This is a genomic window from Erwinia sp. V71 (genome assembly GCF_965644245.1).
Taxonomy (GTDB): domain Bacteria; phylum Pseudomonadota; class Gammaproteobacteria; order Enterobacterales; family Enterobacteriaceae; genus Erwinia.
On record NZ_CBFFRK010000110.1, the window covers coordinates 1 to 14588 of the forward strand.

Annotated in this window: 12 protein-coding genes and 1 pseudogene; 9 read left to right on the forward strand and 4 right to left on the reverse strand. The window is 56.5% G+C overall.

Annotated features, from left to right (window positions below; all coding sequences use genetic code 11):
• Positions 1-63 precede the first annotated feature (63 nt).
• A pseudogene (locus tag ACSZO1_RS17805) lies at positions 64-426 on the forward strand (outer membrane protein OmpK); the annotation flags it as partial.
• Positions 427-461: 35 nt separating this feature from the next.
• Here ACSZO1_RS17805 and yjdN read toward each other — a convergent pair.
• Positions 462-908, reverse strand: coding sequence for a VOC family metalloprotein YjdN (gene yjdN / locus ACSZO1_RS17810; protein WP_437614998.1), 447 nt, complete (start codon positions 906-908; stop codon positions 462-464).
• Between the two features lie 220 nt (positions 909-1128).
• Between yjdN and ACSZO1_RS17815 the strand changes: the two genes are divergently transcribed.
• Positions 1129-2022 (forward strand): DMT family transporter, encoded by an 894-nt coding sequence (locus ACSZO1_RS17815; protein WP_437615000.1) that lies wholly within the window; start codon positions 1129-1131, stop codon positions 2020-2022.
• Here ACSZO1_RS17815 and ACSZO1_RS17820 read toward each other — a convergent pair.
• Positions 2019-2912 (reverse strand): LysR family transcriptional regulator, encoded by an 894-nt coding sequence (locus ACSZO1_RS17820; protein ID WP_437615018.1) that lies wholly within the window; start codon positions 2910-2912, stop codon positions 2019-2021. The genes ACSZO1_RS17815 and ACSZO1_RS17820 overlap by 4 nt on opposite strands.
• Positions 2913-3369: 457 nt before the next feature.
• Here ACSZO1_RS17820 and ACSZO1_RS17825 point away from each other — a divergent pair, with 457 nt between their 5' ends.
• The 3 genes from ACSZO1_RS17825 to abgT all read left to right on the forward strand — a co-directional run bounded on the left by ACSZO1_RS17825 (position 3370) and on the right by abgT (position 7804).
• Complete coding sequence (locus tag ACSZO1_RS17825; protein ID WP_437615002.1) at positions 3370-4683, forward strand: M20 family metallo-hydrolase; 1314 nt, start codon at positions 3370-3372, stop codon at positions 4681-4683.
• Positions 4680-6122: a M20 family metallopeptidase gene (locus ACSZO1_RS17830; RefSeq protein ID WP_437615004.1), complete on the forward strand. Its 1443-nt coding sequence runs from the start codon at positions 4680-4682 to the stop codon at positions 6120-6122. Before ACSZO1_RS17825 ends, ACSZO1_RS17830 begins: the two co-directional genes overlap by 4 nt.
• A gap of 152 nt (positions 6123-6274) precedes the next feature.
• Positions 6275-7804 carry a p-aminobenzoyl-glutamate transporter gene (gene abgT, locus ACSZO1_RS17835; RefSeq protein WP_437615006.1) on the forward strand — a complete coding sequence of 510 codons (1530 nt, stop codon included), beginning with the start codon at positions 6275-6277 and terminating at the stop codon, positions 7802-7804.
• A 38-nt stretch (positions 7805-7842) separates the two neighbouring features.
• On the opposite strand, the gene ACSZO1_RS17840 is transcribed toward abgT, so the two are convergent.
• Positions 7843-8481 carry an RpiB/LacA/LacB family sugar-phosphate isomerase gene (locus ACSZO1_RS17840; protein WP_437615008.1) on the reverse strand — a complete coding sequence of 213 codons (639 nt, stop codon included), beginning with the start codon at positions 8479-8481 and terminating at the stop codon, positions 7843-7845.
• Positions 8482-8702: 221 nt separating this feature from the next.
• Between ACSZO1_RS17840 and ACSZO1_RS17845 the strand changes: the two genes are divergently transcribed.
• The 4 genes from ACSZO1_RS17845 (at position 8703) to leuA (ending at position 13298) form a co-directional block, all read left to right on the forward strand.
• Complete coding sequence (locus ACSZO1_RS17845) at positions 8703-9869, forward strand: oligogalacturonate lyase family protein (RefSeq protein WP_437615009.1); 1167 nt, start codon at positions 8703-8705, stop codon at positions 9867-9869.
• Between the two features lie 17 nt (positions 9870-9886).
• Positions 9887-10210 (forward strand): cupin domain-containing protein, encoded by a 324-nt coding sequence (locus tag ACSZO1_RS17850; RefSeq protein ID WP_437615011.1) that lies wholly within the window; start codon positions 9887-9889, stop codon positions 10208-10210.
• Between the two features lie 78 nt (positions 10211-10288).
• The gene (gene sbmA, locus ACSZO1_RS17855) at positions 10289-11524 is read left to right on the forward strand and encodes a peptide antibiotic transporter SbmA (protein ID WP_437615013.1); all 1236 of its coding nucleotides are present in this window, start codon (positions 10289-10291) and stop codon (positions 11522-11524) included.
• 97 nt (positions 11525-11621) lie between these two features.
• Complete coding sequence (leuA, locus tag ACSZO1_RS17860) at positions 11622-13298, forward strand: 2-isopropylmalate synthase (RefSeq protein WP_437615014.1); 1677 nt, start codon at positions 11622-11624, stop codon at positions 13296-13298.
• Between the two features lie 365 nt (positions 13299-13663).
• Here the strand turns inward: leuA and ACSZO1_RS17865 are convergent, their stop codons facing one another.
• Entirely contained in the window at positions 13664-14428 is a 765-nt protein-coding gene (locus tag ACSZO1_RS17865; protein ID WP_437615016.1) for an AraC family transcriptional regulator, read from the reverse strand.
• Positions 14429-14588: the final 160 nt, after the last annotated feature.

Genomic DNA, 14588 nt, shown 5'->3' on the forward strand with positions numbered 1-14588 from the left:
GGATAGCTTATCGGTAGCTAACCGTCCCTCCATCCACATGACCAAGCGTTGCACTTATTATCTGAATTCGCGAACTACGGTGCAGCGAACGAAGACAGCTGGGACGGCTACCGTTTCAAAATCAAATACTTCCTGCCTCTTACCACCCTGTGGGGCGGCAACCTGACCTACGTTGGTTTCACCAACTTCGACTTCGGTTCCGATCTGCGTGATAAGACGGGCAACGAAACGCGTACCAATAACTCCATCGCGTCCAGTCATATCCTGTCTCTGGGCTACGATCACTGGCACTACTCTGTGGTGGCGCGTTACTTCCACAACGGCGGTCAGTGGGCTGATGGCGAAACCCTGGACTTCGGTAAAGGTCCATTTGAAGTGAAATCAACCGGCTGGGGTTACTACCTGGTGGTGGGTTACAACTTCTGATGACAATGGGGCGCATTTGCGCCCCATTTGCTGTGCTACACCTCGTAATCTACCGGCTTCATCACACTGACCATCCAGTGCACGCCAAACTGATCGGTCAGCATGCCAAAACCCTGCGCCCAGAAGGTTTCGCTCCACGGCATCGTGACATTTCCCCCTTCGCGCAGATTGTCGAACCAGCGTTTTCCCTCGTCCAGCTCCTCACTCGCCAGACTAATGGCATAGCCATGATGCGACTGATCGCCACTCGCCATATTGCCATCGCTCAGCATCAGCTGACTGTCACCGACCCGCAGCTCAGCATGCATGATTTTGTCTGGCGGAAAGGCAAACGCTGAGGCGCAGCCCTCTTCCTGTTGCTGCTGTGGCGGCATCTCGGCGAAAGTCATCTGAAACACCGTTTGTGCATCGATCGCCTGCTGGTAAAAGGTGATCGCTTCTGCTGTGTTGCCGTTTAAAAACAGATAGGGATTGAGCTGCATAGTTTCACCTCCTGATTATCACCCACAAGAAAGTGTAGCCAGACCGCCAGTGAAAAAATGTGCGATGTAACCCATGCTGGTCAGGCACAGAATATGTTCTTATGGGCATCCCTCACAGCATGGAGGACGGAGTGGTATGCACATGGTTGTCTGCAGGATAAAGATCAGGTTAATTAATACCTGTGGCTTTTCACTGACCGAATAAATAAGAGAGGAAGCGATGCGCACTGCGGACTACGCCCGACTGCTACTGCTTGCCGCGCTATGGGGCGGGAGCTTCCTGCTGATGCGCATTGCCGCACCGGCATTTGGCGCCATCAATGTGGCATTTTTACGCGTCTTTATTGCTTTTATTACTCTGGCTGCCATCCTGGCATTGCTGAAATCCCCGTTCCGGTTTAACGGCAAACTGGCTTCCTCGCTGCTGCTGGGCGTGATCAACTCCGGTATCCCGTTCTTTATGTACTGCATTGCCGCCCGCTGGCTGCCGGCGGGTTATTCGGCAATTCTTAATGCCACCACACCGCTGATGGGCGCTCTGATTGGCGTCACCTGCTTTGCAGAACGGCTGACGGCACGAAAATGGCTGGGTGTGGTGCTGGGACTGGCGGGCATCGCCTTGCTCACCACAGTGGGAGAAAGCCATGCCGATGATGCCGTGTTCGCAGGTGTGCTGGCCTGCCTGGTGGCGACGGGTTGTTACGGCCTGGCGGGTTTTCTCACCCGCCGCTGGATTACACAACGCGGCGGCCTGGATGCCAGAACCGTCGCTTTTGGCAGCCAGGCAGGTGCAGCACTGTTCCTGCTGCCGTTTTTTATCGGTTCAGCAATGACCTCGCCACACATTCACTGGCAGCAGGCGGATATCTGGTTCAGCGTGCTGCTGCTCGGCAGCCTGTGCACTGCTGCAGCGTATATCCTCTATTTCCGTCTGATTGCCGATATCGGCCCGCTACGCTCGCTCACCGTCACCTTTTTGATTCCCCCGTTTGCCTTGCTGTGGGGCTATCTGGTGCTGGGTGAAACCATCACCACGGGTTTTATTGCCGGTGCGCTGGTGGTCTGCTGCGCCGTATGGCTGGTGATTAGCCCGGACAAAGCCGCAACCCGCTAGCAATTGCGCCGGAACAGCTGCGCCAGATACGCCCCCATCGGCGTCAGCGCGGTATCGCGCCGCTGGATCAGGAAGAAACTGGCTTTTGGCAGCGGTTGATCGAGATCCAGCGCCACCAGCTGATTGCCGAGGATCGGATCTGACACCACATCGTCCGACAGCACGGTAACAAAATCGCTGTTCGCCACCAGGCTGGTGCAGGCCATAAAGGTTTCGCAGGTCACCATCACCGACGGCGCAATCCCCATATCGCCAAACAGGTCGCGCAGTAAACGGTAGTAGCTGCCTTTCGGTGTCGGCATCGTCCAGTCACACTGTTGCAGCTCACTCAGGCTGCGCGCCTTCGCACAAGGGTGGCCGCGCCGCACTACCACGCGATACTCTTTATCCATCAGCCGCTCGTAGGTCAGCTCGGTATCAAAATGGCTTTCATCATAGGTATTGATGGTGAAGTCGAGCAGCCCCTGACGCAGCTCCGGCAACATCGACACCAGCTGCCCTTCAACAATACGCAACTGCACATTGGGATATTCACGGTGAAACTGCGTCACCACCCTCGGCATCACGGTACGCGCCACACTGCTGCCGACACCGATATTCACCCTGCCGCCCGCCAGTCCCAGCCGTTGCTGGACATCTTCCTGCGCCACGCGCAGCTCCTCCAGCACCAGGCTGGCATGTTTGTAAAAGTTATGGCCGATATCCGTCAGCACCACGCCCTGCTGCTGACGGATAAACAGGCGCGCGCCCAGCACCTCCTCCAGCTCCTGAATCGCTTTGCTCAGCGCGGGCTGCGAGATACCGGACACGCGGCTGGCGGCGCGGATACTCCCCTGCAGGGTGACATCAACAAAGGCGCGGAGCTGGTGCAGTTTTATCGCGGCAGGCATCGGGATAGTTCCTTCAACAGAGTGATAACCATTGTTTATCACGAAAAAGATCCTGGCATCTTATGCCATCAGTGAACATTGTGTACATTCGAAAAAATTGGATTAAACCAGATGTTATTTTTTTCTGCCGGTAATGTCATATTTTCACTTCGTAAAGCCGCAAGGCTGTCGTTAATAAGATGTGTTAATTGATTGCTAAGAAAAATAACGAACAGAACGCTTTCCATCTGTTTTTCTGATAATAACGCCGCAGTCATAACAAAAACTTATTCAACTGGTGATATCAGGCGAAAAACCAGTAACAGCAAGAATTATCAGGCATCCCCATGCTGTAAAAGGCGCTCCATCGTCCTGACATCCGCTGAGTTAATTTGCCGATATTGCCAGAACGGGGACCTGTTCTCAGCGAGATAACCCTGTCCGTGATTTATACGACAAAGCATTAAGGAAAAGTGTAATGAGCACCCTTTCAGATATCGTGGCCGATCTATTTCCACGCCTGCAACACTGGCGCCGTGATTTTCATTTATATGCCGAATCAGGCTGGCTGGAGTTCCGTACCGCCACGCTGGTGGCGGATGAGTTGAATCGTTTAGGTTATCAGCTGCAGACCGGTCAACAGGTGATCAAAGCCGATGCGCGCATGGGACTGCCTTCCGCGGAAGTGCTGCAGCAGCAGGAAGCACGCGCACTGGAACAGGGTGCTCTGGCGGAGTGGCTGCCGCATTTCTCCGGTGGCTTCTGCGGGATTGTCGCCACGCTGGATACCGGTCGTCCCGGTCCGGTAATGGGGTTCCGCGTCGATATGGACGCCCTCGACCTGAATGAAAAGCTGGCGGACGATCACCGTCCGTTCCGCGACGGCTTTGCCTCCTGCAATGCGGGGATGATGCACGCCTGCGGTCACGACGGCCATACCGCCATTGGTCTGGGCCTTGCCACGGTGCTGATGCAGCTGAAAGATCAGCTGAGCGGCACTATCAAGATTATTTTCCAGCCCGCCGAAGAAGGGACGCGTGGCGCCAAATCAATGGTGGAAGCGGGCGTGGTAGATGACGTCGACTTCTTTACCGCCATTCATATCGGCACCGGTGTACCGAATGGTGAAATCATCTGCGGCAGCAACGGCTTTATGGCGACCACTAAACTGGATGTCACCTTCCGTGGTGTGGCGTCCCATGCCGGCGGCCGTCCGGAAGAGGGCCGCAACGCCCTGCTGGCCGCGGCCAACGCCACGCTGGCGCTGCATACTCTGACACAACACAGCGGCGGCAGCGGCCGTGTCAACGTCGGCGTACTGCAGGCGGGCAGCGGACGCAATGTGGTGGCGGATCACGCCTTTATGAAAGTGGAAACGCGCGGCGCAAGCAACGCGGTCAACGACTTTATCTATCAGCAGGCACTGCAGGTGATCAGCGGCACCGCAGCGATGTACGGCGTAGAGCATGAGGTGAAACTGATGGGTGCTGCGCGCAACAGCCAGCCGACCGCACCATGGGTCAGCTATATCCACCGTCAGGCCGAGACCATTGCAGAACTGACGTCGATCATCGACAGCGTGCCGGAGGCCGCGGGCTCCGAAGACGCCACCTATATGATGGAGCGTGTTAAAGCGCTGGGCGGCCAGGCATCGTATGTGATCTTTGGCACCGAACTCAGCGCGGGTCATCACAACGAGAAATTCGACTTCGATGAGAACGTGATGCCGGTTGCCGTCAAAACCCTCGCCACCCTGGCGCTCAATCTGCCGCAGTACCAGGAGGCAAAATGAATCACACCGAAGAACTGATCGGCAGCTATATCGACAGCCAGCAGACGCGTTTCAGTACGCTGAGTGACGCCATCTGGGACAATCCGGAAACCCGCTTCCGCGAAACGGTGTCAGCAGAGCTGCTGGCCAGTGCGCTGGAGCAGGAAGGATTCCACGTCGAGCGCGGCGTCGGCAATATTGAAACCGCATTTATCGCCAGCTACGGCAGCGGTAAACCGGTGATCGCCCTGCTGGGCGAATACGACGCGCTGGCAGGACTGAGCCAGAAAGCGGGTTGTGCGACGCCGGAAGCGCTGGTGGAAAATGGCAACGGCCATGGCTGCGGCCACAATCTGCTGGGCACCGCGGCAATGGCGGCGGCCTTTGCCGTCAAACAGCTGATTGATCAACAAGGACTGCGCGGCACGGTACGCTTTTACGGATGCCCGGGCGAAGAAGGCGGTTCCGGCAAAACCTATATGGTGCGCGAAGGGCTGTTTGACGATATCGACGCCGCCATCACCTGGCATCCGGAATCGTTCGCCGGCATTTTCAGCAACAGTACGCTGGCCAATATCCAGGCCGCGTTCCGCTTTAAAGGCGTGGCCGCCCATGCCGCCAACTCACCTCACCTCGGACGCAGCGCACTGGATGCGGTGACGCTGATGAATACCGGCGCCAACTTCCTGCGCGAACATATCGTACAGGAAGCGCGTCTGCACTATGCGGTGACCAACGCCGGTGGCCACTCACCAAACGTGGTGCAGGCCGATGCCGAAGTGCTGTATCTGATCCGTGCGCCACAGCTCGATCAGGCGCAGGACATCTACCAGCGGGTGATTAATATCGCCAAAGGCGCGGCACTGATGACCGACACCGAAATGAGCGTGCGCTTTGATAAAGCCTGCTCCAACTACATCCCTAACCGCTGCCTGGAACAGGTAATGCTGGGCCATTTGCAGGCGTTTGGCGTGCCGCAGTACAGCGAGCAGGAAGTGACCTTTGCGCAGCAGATCCGCGCCACCCTGACCCGCGACGATATCCGCAACGCCAAACTGAATATTGCCCGCACCGGCGGCGAGGCTGGTGAGCAGTGGGCACAGGCGCTGGGCGATAAGGTACTGACCGATGAGGTCGCCCCTTATGCCGCCAACAAGGAGCTACTGTATGGCTCGACAGATGTCGGTGATGTCAGCTGGGTGACGCCGACCGCGCAGTGCTTTACTCCCTGCTTCGCGCTGGGCACGCCGCTGCACACCTGGCAACTGGTGGCGCAGGGCCGCACGGCTATCGCCCATAAAGGGATGTTTCTGGCGGCCAAAGTGATGGCCGCGACTGCCAGCAGTTTGCTGGCAGATGACGACGCACTGGCGCGCTGCCGCGCCGAGTTTGCAACCGGACGTGCGGAACAGCCGTACAGCTGCCCGATTCCGTCTGGCGTCACACCGTCGCCACTGTAATTCGCTCCACCCGATCGGGTCAGGGTCACTGACCCGACGTAATAACAATAAACAGGCTGTGCGGACCCCAAAGCACGGGTAACACGGGCAGAAAAGGAAAGCGTCCAGCCTGAATAAAACAATGCAAATACGACAAGAATGAGGCCAGCATCATGAGTGAGGCAGTATCGACCTCCGGGAAAAGCCCTGGGAAACTATTTACCTGGATTGAGCGCGTCGGCAATAAAGTGCCCAATCCTTTTCTGCTGTTTGTCTGGCTGATCGTGATCCTGATGATCGCCACCGCGGTTATCAGCTGGCTGGATCTGGCGGTAAAGAACCCGGCCAACGGTGAACTGGTCAGGGTGAAAAACCTGCTCAGCATCGAAGGCTTACAGTGGATCTTCCCCAATATTATTAAAAACTTCAGTGGCTTCACGCCGCTGGGGGCGATTCTGGCGCTGGTAATTGGCGCCGGACTGGCGGAAAAAGTCGGCTTACTGCAGTCACTGATGGTGAAGATGGCGTCACGCGTCAGCCGTCGCTACGCCAGTTATATGGTGCTGTTTATCGCCTTCTTCAGCCATATCTCCTCTGATGCCGCGCTGGTGGTGATGCCGCCGCTGGGTGCGCTGATCTTTATCGCCGTGGGTCGTCATCCGGTGGCGGGTCTGCTGGCTGCTATCGCCGGGGTCGGTTCCGGTTTTACCGCCAACCTGCTGATTGTCACCACCGATGTGCTGCTGTCCGGTATCAGTACCGAAGCGGCAAAAGCGGTCAGTGATACCGTGCACGTCAGCGTGATCGATAACTGGTACTTTATGGCCAGCTCAGTGATTGTGCTGACCATTGCGGGCGCACTGCTGACGGATAAATTTATCGAGCCGCGTCTGCCTGCCTGGGAAGGTGGCACCGGTGAACGCCTGGCGGAACTGACACCCGAAGAGAACCGTGGTCTGAAAGCCGCAGGTATCGCCGCGCTGGTGTTTATCGGTCTGATGGCGCTGCTGGTGGTGCCGGAAGGCGCACCGCTGCGTAACCCGAAAACCGGCGCTATCGTCCCGTCGCCGTTTATTCAGGGTATTGTGCCAATCATTATTCTGTTCTTCTTTGCTGTCGCGATTGCCTATGGCGTGGCAACGAAGCAGATCCGCAAAGCCGACGATGTGCCGAAGCTGCTGGTCGATCCGATGAAGGGCATGGCGGGCTTTATTGTGATGGTGTTTCCACTGTCGCAGTTTGTTGCTTTCTTTAACTGGAGCAACATGGGCAAGTTTATGGCGATTGGCCTGACTGACCTGATTGAAGCCGCAGGCGTCAGTGGCGCACCTGCGTTCCTCGGCCTGATGTTCCTGTCGGCCTTCCTGTGTATGTTTATCGCCAGCGGCTCGGCGATCTGGTCGATTCTGGCGCCAATTTTTGTGCCGATGTTTATGCTGCTCGGTTTCCACCCGGCATTTGCGCAGCTGATTTTCCGTATTGCCGACTCGTCGGTGATCCCGTTAGCGCCGATGTCGCCGTTCTTACCGCTGTTCCTCGGCTTCCTGCAGCGTTACCGCAAAGATGCGCAGCTCGGCACCTACTACATGCTGATCTTCCCGTATCCGGTGGTGTTCATTATCACCTGGATTATCTTCCTGCTGGGCTGGTATGCGCTGGGGCTGCCAATTGGCCCGGGTGTTTATCCACAGATGCCAGGCTAACAAAGATAACGGGCGATGGTGACATCGCCCGTTTTGATTTACGCCAGCACCTCGCGGACAAAATCGGTAATCGCTTTATCCTGGCTGTTTTCAAAGAAACACTGCTGGAAGCGCTGGCCGCTGACCGCGGTTTTCACCAGCTCAAGATCGATAGCGCGCAGTGTATCGAGATAGTTCTCTTTCACCACCGCCGCTTTCACTTGATTCAGAATACCGGCATTACGCACCTGAGGCTCTTTACGCTCCTGCGGGTAACCCTGCCCTTTCTCGCCGGTAAAGGCTTTCTCAAAGATAAAGCGCAGATTCAGTTCCGCACCCCAGCCAAAACCTTTGGCAAACGGCAGCGCCAGGGCATTACCGTTGTTGATCTGCGCGAACAAATACGCATCCGCCGGATCGATGCAGTAGCCGCACACCACGCCCGGGTGGATATTCAGCGACATCAGCGCGCCCTGCCCGGTGCCGCAGCCCGCGATCACAAAGTCTGCTGCTTTCGAGTTCAGCAGGATGCTGGCCATAATACCGAGATGGATATAGGTCAGATGATGATCCTGCTCATCACTCATCCCGACGTTAAACACCGGGTAACCTTTGCCCTCAGCCACCTGCTGTAACTCTTTCAGGACAATGGCGTTTTTCGCCGCCTGACTGTTTTCCATCATCAGTGCAATTTTCATGGTGATCCCCATTTTCGTCAGTGGTCATTCAATAATGAAACATTGTTTCAAATTTAAAAGGAAAACGCGCGCTTTGGCGAAAGCCTGTGCGTTTTCTTGTGATCCTGTTCTCAATTCTTTGGGTTATTGCTCGGCAGTTGAGAGGAAAGGGATATGCTAACCGCAAAATTATGAAACATTGTTTCAATAAATATTAAGCACTGAGATTAAGGAGCAACGGTATGGCCAGAGGCTTACGCATTAAACTTCCTTTTCACCACTTTCAGGACCCGGATACCGGGGCACAGATGATCCGTCTGACACCGCCGGAAGTGCTCTGCCACCGCAATTACTTCTATCAGAAGTGCTTTACCCGCGAGGGCAACCGGCTGCTGTTTGCTGCGGAGTTCGACGGTAATCGCAACTATTACCTGCTCGATCTGCGGACAGAAGAGGCACTGCAGCTAACCGAAGGCCCCGGCGATAACACCTTTGGCGGCTTTCTGTCGCACGATGATCGCTACCTGTGGTACGTGAAAAACGAACGCTGTCTGCAACGTGTGGACCTGGCATCGCTGGAAGAGCGCACGGTATATCAGGTGCCGGAGGAGTGGGTCGGTTACGGCGCCTGGGTGGCGAACAGCGACTGTACCCAGCTGGTCGGTATTGAGATTGAACGCAAAGACTGGGAGCCGCTCAGCGACTGGCAGGTGTTCCGCCGTTTCTTTGAGAAACAGCCGCACTGCCGCCTGCTGCGCGTGGACCTCAACAGCGGCGAAGCCCGGGTTATCCACCAGCAGCGCCTGTGGCTGGGCCATCCGATCTATCGCCCTTACGACGACAATACTGTGGCGTTTTGCCATGAAGGCCCGCACGATCTGGTCGATGCACGCATGTGGATGATTAACCAGGATGGCAGCAATATGCGTAAGGTGAAAGACCATGCGCCGGGCGAAAGCTGCACCCATGAATTCTGGGTGCCAGACGGCTCAGCGCTAATCTATGTCTCTTACCATAAAGATCGTACCGATCGGCAGATCTGCCGCTACAACCCGGACAATCAGCAGAATGAAGTGCTGATGAATATGCCTGCCTGTTCGCATCTGATGAGTAATGAAGATGGCTCGCTGCTGGTGGGTGACGGTTCCGGCACGCCGGTGGATGTACAGGACACCAAAGGCTACACCATTGATAACGATCCCTGGCTGTATGTGTTTGATGTCGCGCAGCGCAGCCATTTCCGCCTCGCCGCACACAACAGCAGCTGGCGCGTGCTGGATGGCGACCGTCAGGTGACGCACCCGCATCCCTCTTTTACCCCGGATAATCGTCAGGTACTGTTTACCTCCGATTTTGAAGGTCAGCCTGCGCTCTATCTGGCGACACTGCCACAGCCGTTAATCGCTTAACCATCACAGGAATCGCTATGTTTACTTTTAAGAAAGAGACCACGCTGGAAGACTTAGGCAATGGCGTCACCCGCCGCATTCTGGCGCACAGCGGCGGTATGATGGCGGTGGAAGTCAACTTTGAGAAAGATGCCGTCGGTCCGCTGCATCATCACGTACATGAGCAGCTGACCTATGTGTTGTCAGGCCGCTTTGCCTTTACTATTGATGGTGTTACGCATGACGTCGGCGCGGGCGATACGCTGTATAAACGGCCGAATGTGGTGCATGGCTGTGTGTGCCTGGAGGCGGGCACGCTGCTGGATACCTTTACGCCGCAGCGGGAAGATTTTTTGTCCTGAAACGACCAGAAACAACCGCCCACAGACGGTAAACATAAAACGGCGCTATAACAGAGTAAGAATCTGACTGGAGCGCCTATGTTTACCTCATTTTTCCCCCGCCCAGGGCTGTTTTTTACGACCGCAGCCATCTGGAGTTTGCTGGCGATCCTGTTCTGGTTCGAAGGCGGCAACAACCTGATTTTTCATCTCAGCAGCATGGCTTCGTATGCCGGAAAGCCGTTGCCGGATAACGCCTGGCGCTTTATCCAGCCGTCGCAGGTGTGGTTCTATCTCTACTATGCGCTGGTGGCGGGCCTGTTCGCGCTGGCGTGGTCCATCGCGCGGCCACACCGCTGGCAGCGCTGGTCGGTGATTGGCAGCGCCGTGATTATCTTTGCCACCTGGTTTGATGTGCAGGTTGGCGTCGCTATCAACGCCTGGTACGGCCCGTTTTACGATCTGATCCAGAAAGCGATGGCGCATCCCAACACCATCCAAATCAGCGAGTTCTATCACCAGACCGAAGACTTTCTCAGCATTGCGCTGATTGCCGTCATCATCGGCGTGCTGAATGCCTTTTTTATCAGCCACTGGATCTTCCGCTGGCGCACGGCGATGAACCATTACTATATGGCGCACTGGCAGCAACTGCGCACCATTGAAGGCGCTGCGCAGCGTGTGCAGGAAGACACCATGCGTTTTTCCACCACGCTGGAGGGCTGGGGGATCAATCTGATTCAGGCCATCATGACCCTGGTCGCCTTTCTGCCGGTGCTGGTGGCACTGTCAAAGCATGTGGAAAGCGTGCCGGTACTTGGCAAAATCCCTTACTCGCTGGTGGTGGTTGCACTGCTGTGGTCGCTGTTCGGCACCGTGCTGCTGGCGGCGGTGGGGATAAAACTACCAGGGCTGGAGTTTCGCAATCAGCGTGTCGAAGCCGCCTACCGTAAAGAGCTGGTATATGGCGAAGATCATCCGCAGCGCGCCACACCACTCACCGTACAGCAGCTGTTTCGCCAGGTGCGGGTCAACTATTTCCGCCTCTACTTTCACTATCTCTACTTCAATCTCACCCGCATTCTGTATCTGCAGGTGGACAATGTTTTCGGCCTGTTTGTGCTGTTTCCGTCAATTGCCGCGGGTGTCATCACTTTTGGCCTGATGCAGCAGATCACTAATGTGTTTGATCAGGTACGCGCCTCTTTCCAGTATCTGATCACTTCGTGGTCAACGCTGGTGGAGCTGATGTCGATTTATAAACGTCTGCGCAGCTTTGAGCAGGTACTGGAGGGGGAAACGCCAGCCGAACCGGCACAGCTGCCGCAGCCATAGCGTTGTCAGAAATTCGCCAGCGATTGTCAGTTACGCGTGAGATTAAGCGGGTGGGTTTTCTCCACAATGGGGGAAAACCACACCACAGGACAACATCATGCTGACGCAACCTGCAGAAAAATATCGCCCCTTCCCGCCCGTCGCGCTGAGCGATCGCCGCTGGCCCGCCACCACCCTGACACGCGCGCCGCGCTGGTTGTCTACCGATCTGCGCGACGGTAATCAGGCGCTGGCGGAGCCGATGGACAGTCGCCGCAAGCTGCTGTTCTGGGATCTGCTGCTGCAGTGTGGCTTTAAAGAGATCGAAGTGGCGTTCCCCTCCGCGTCCCAGACTGATTTTAACTTTGTGCGTCAGCTGATTGAGGAACAGCGCATTCCTGACGATGTGTCGATTCAGGTGCTGACCCAGGCGCGCGCCGATCTGATCGAGCGCACGTTCGCGGCACTGCAGGGAGCGAAAAACGCCACGCTGCATCTGTATAACGCCACCGCGCCGGTGTTCCGTCGGCTGGTGTTTCGCCAGAGCAAAGAGGAGATTATCCAGCTGGCGGTGAGTGCAGCAAAACAGATCCGCCAGCAGTGCGAAGTGCAGACGGACACCCGCTGGACCTTCGAATACTCGCCAGAAACATTCTGTTTCACCGAGCCGGATTTCGCGCTGCAAATCTGTGAAGCGGTGGCGGAAATCTGGCAGCCCTGTGCGGCGCGGCCGATGATTATCAACTTACCTGCGACGGTAGAAGTCAGCACACCGAATGTTTATGCCGATCAGATTGAGTATTTCTGCCGTCATTTCTCGCACCGTGCCGATGTCTGTATCAGCGTTCATCCTCATAATGATCGCGGCACGGGCATTGCCTGTGCTGAGCTGGCGCTGCTGGCGGGGGCGGATCGCGTTGAAGGCTGTCTGTTCGGCAACGGCGAGCGCACCGGCAATGTGGATCTGGTGACGCTGGCGCTGAACCTGTATACCCAGGGGATTTCACCAGGACTGGATTTCAGCCAGATGAAGCAGGTGGTGGATACCGTCGAACAGTGCAATCAGCTGCCGGTGCATCCGCGCCATCCCTATGCCGGAGAACTGGTGTTTACCGCCTTTTCCGGTTCGCATCAGGATGCGATTAAGAAGGGCTTTGCCGCGCGTCAGCAGCAGCAGGATGAGGTGTGGGAAGTGCCCTATCTGCCGCTCGATCCCGCCGATATTGGCTGCAGCTATGAGGCAGTGATCCGCGTCAACAGCCAGTCGGGTAAGAGTGGTGCCGCCTGGATGATTGAGCAGAATCACGGTTTATCTCTGCCGCGTGCGCTGCAGCAGGATTTCAGCCGCCGCGTACAGGAGCAGACCGACAGCCATGGCAAAGAGATGACGCAGGCCAGCATCTGGCAGCTGTTCCGCGATGCCTATGGTTTGCGTGACACGATGCCGGTGGTGCTGGAGGAATACAGCAGCCAGAGTCAGGCGAATGGTCAGCTCGATTTTCACGCTGAGCTGCGGGTCGACGGTAAGCGCCAGACGGTCTCCGGGCGCGGCAATGGTCTGTTATCCGCTGCGGTGGCGGCATTACGCCAGACGTTTGATGTGGCGTTATCAATTCAGGATTACCACGAGCATACGCTGGGGCAGCGCAGTGACAGCCGCTCGGTGGCTTATATTCGCTGTACCTTTGCCGCAAATCAGGCGGCAGTATGGGGCGTGGGTATCGACAGTGATGTCGGGCGCGCATCGTTGCAGGCGTTGCTGAATGCGCTGGGGGGGTATTTGCAGCAGCGTTAGAGTACAGTTTTCTGGTTGCAGGTTTCCGTCAGTGATTTCGGTTCTGTGATGCGCCGGGACAGCGCCTGTCGTTCTTTGGTCACTCAGGGCGCGATTTTTGGTTCGGTGCCCGTGCAGGAAGTCGCTTTTAGTTCGCAGGCCTGCACAGGAAACACGGTCAGCTACGGAAAATCGCTTTTCGTCATCCATGACCGCTCGGCCCGCGCCCTCCCTGGCGCGGGACGTTTTCCTCCGCTGACCGTGTCCCCTGTGCCTTAAACTCAGACGTTGCTATCAGGTTTCAGGTGCACCGTACTGCCAGTTGATGACGTCATTGTGCGCCGGGCCTTGAGTTTTACCGCACGTTTAATGACAAGAAAGCCTTATCACTTTGCAGGGAAATAGTCGCTGGGCGCGACGCCAAGAATACGACGGAACATGGCGCTAAACGCGCTGTGGCTGTCATAGCCAAGGTCGAGCGCCACCCGCAGCACCGTTTCTCCCTGTGCCAGCCGCGTCAGTGCCGCCATGAGTCTGGCGCGTCTCACCCAGTCACTAAACTGCAAACCGGTTTCACGCTGAAAATGGCGCGCCAGTGTGCGGCTGCTGACGTTGATACGCTGCGCGGCCAGTTCCAGCGTCCAGCGTTCGCCGGGCCATTCACATACCTGCTGGCACAGCTGTGCTAATCCGGCGCTCTGTGGCTGTGGCAGATGGAATGGCAGCTCAGCAATCATGCGCATTTCATCAAGCATCAGTTCATAGATGCGTTCAGCACGGGTGTTGGGTGCATAGCTTTCCGGCAGCGCCAGCGCGCTGATAATCAGCTCGCGCAGCAGGGGAGAAACCTGCACCACCTGACAGCTGGCAGGTAAATCTGCCCGCGCCAGCGGATCGATAAACAGCGTACGCGCCGCCACTGAGCCAGTGATATGCAGCGCATGTTCAATCCCGGCTGGCACCCAGACACCACGTCCCGGCGGCACTACCCAGTTGCCCTGTACCGTCTCCACCCGCACCACACCGCTCAGAGTGTGAATCAGCTGCGCGCAGTTATGGTAATGCCACGGTTCGTGGTCACCATGCTGATAGTCATGGGCATACGGGATCAGTGGACGCGTGGCAAAGGAGAAGTCGACCCTGGCTGTCATGGATGTTGTTCCGTCAAAAATGAGGTTTAACCATAGCATTGCTGCAGGCCGAATTATCACCGGTGGATAAAAAATTTGTGGTTTGGCGCGAATTCAGATAATAAGTGCAACGCTTGGTCATGTGGATGGAGGGACGGTTAGCTACCGATAAGCTATCCTG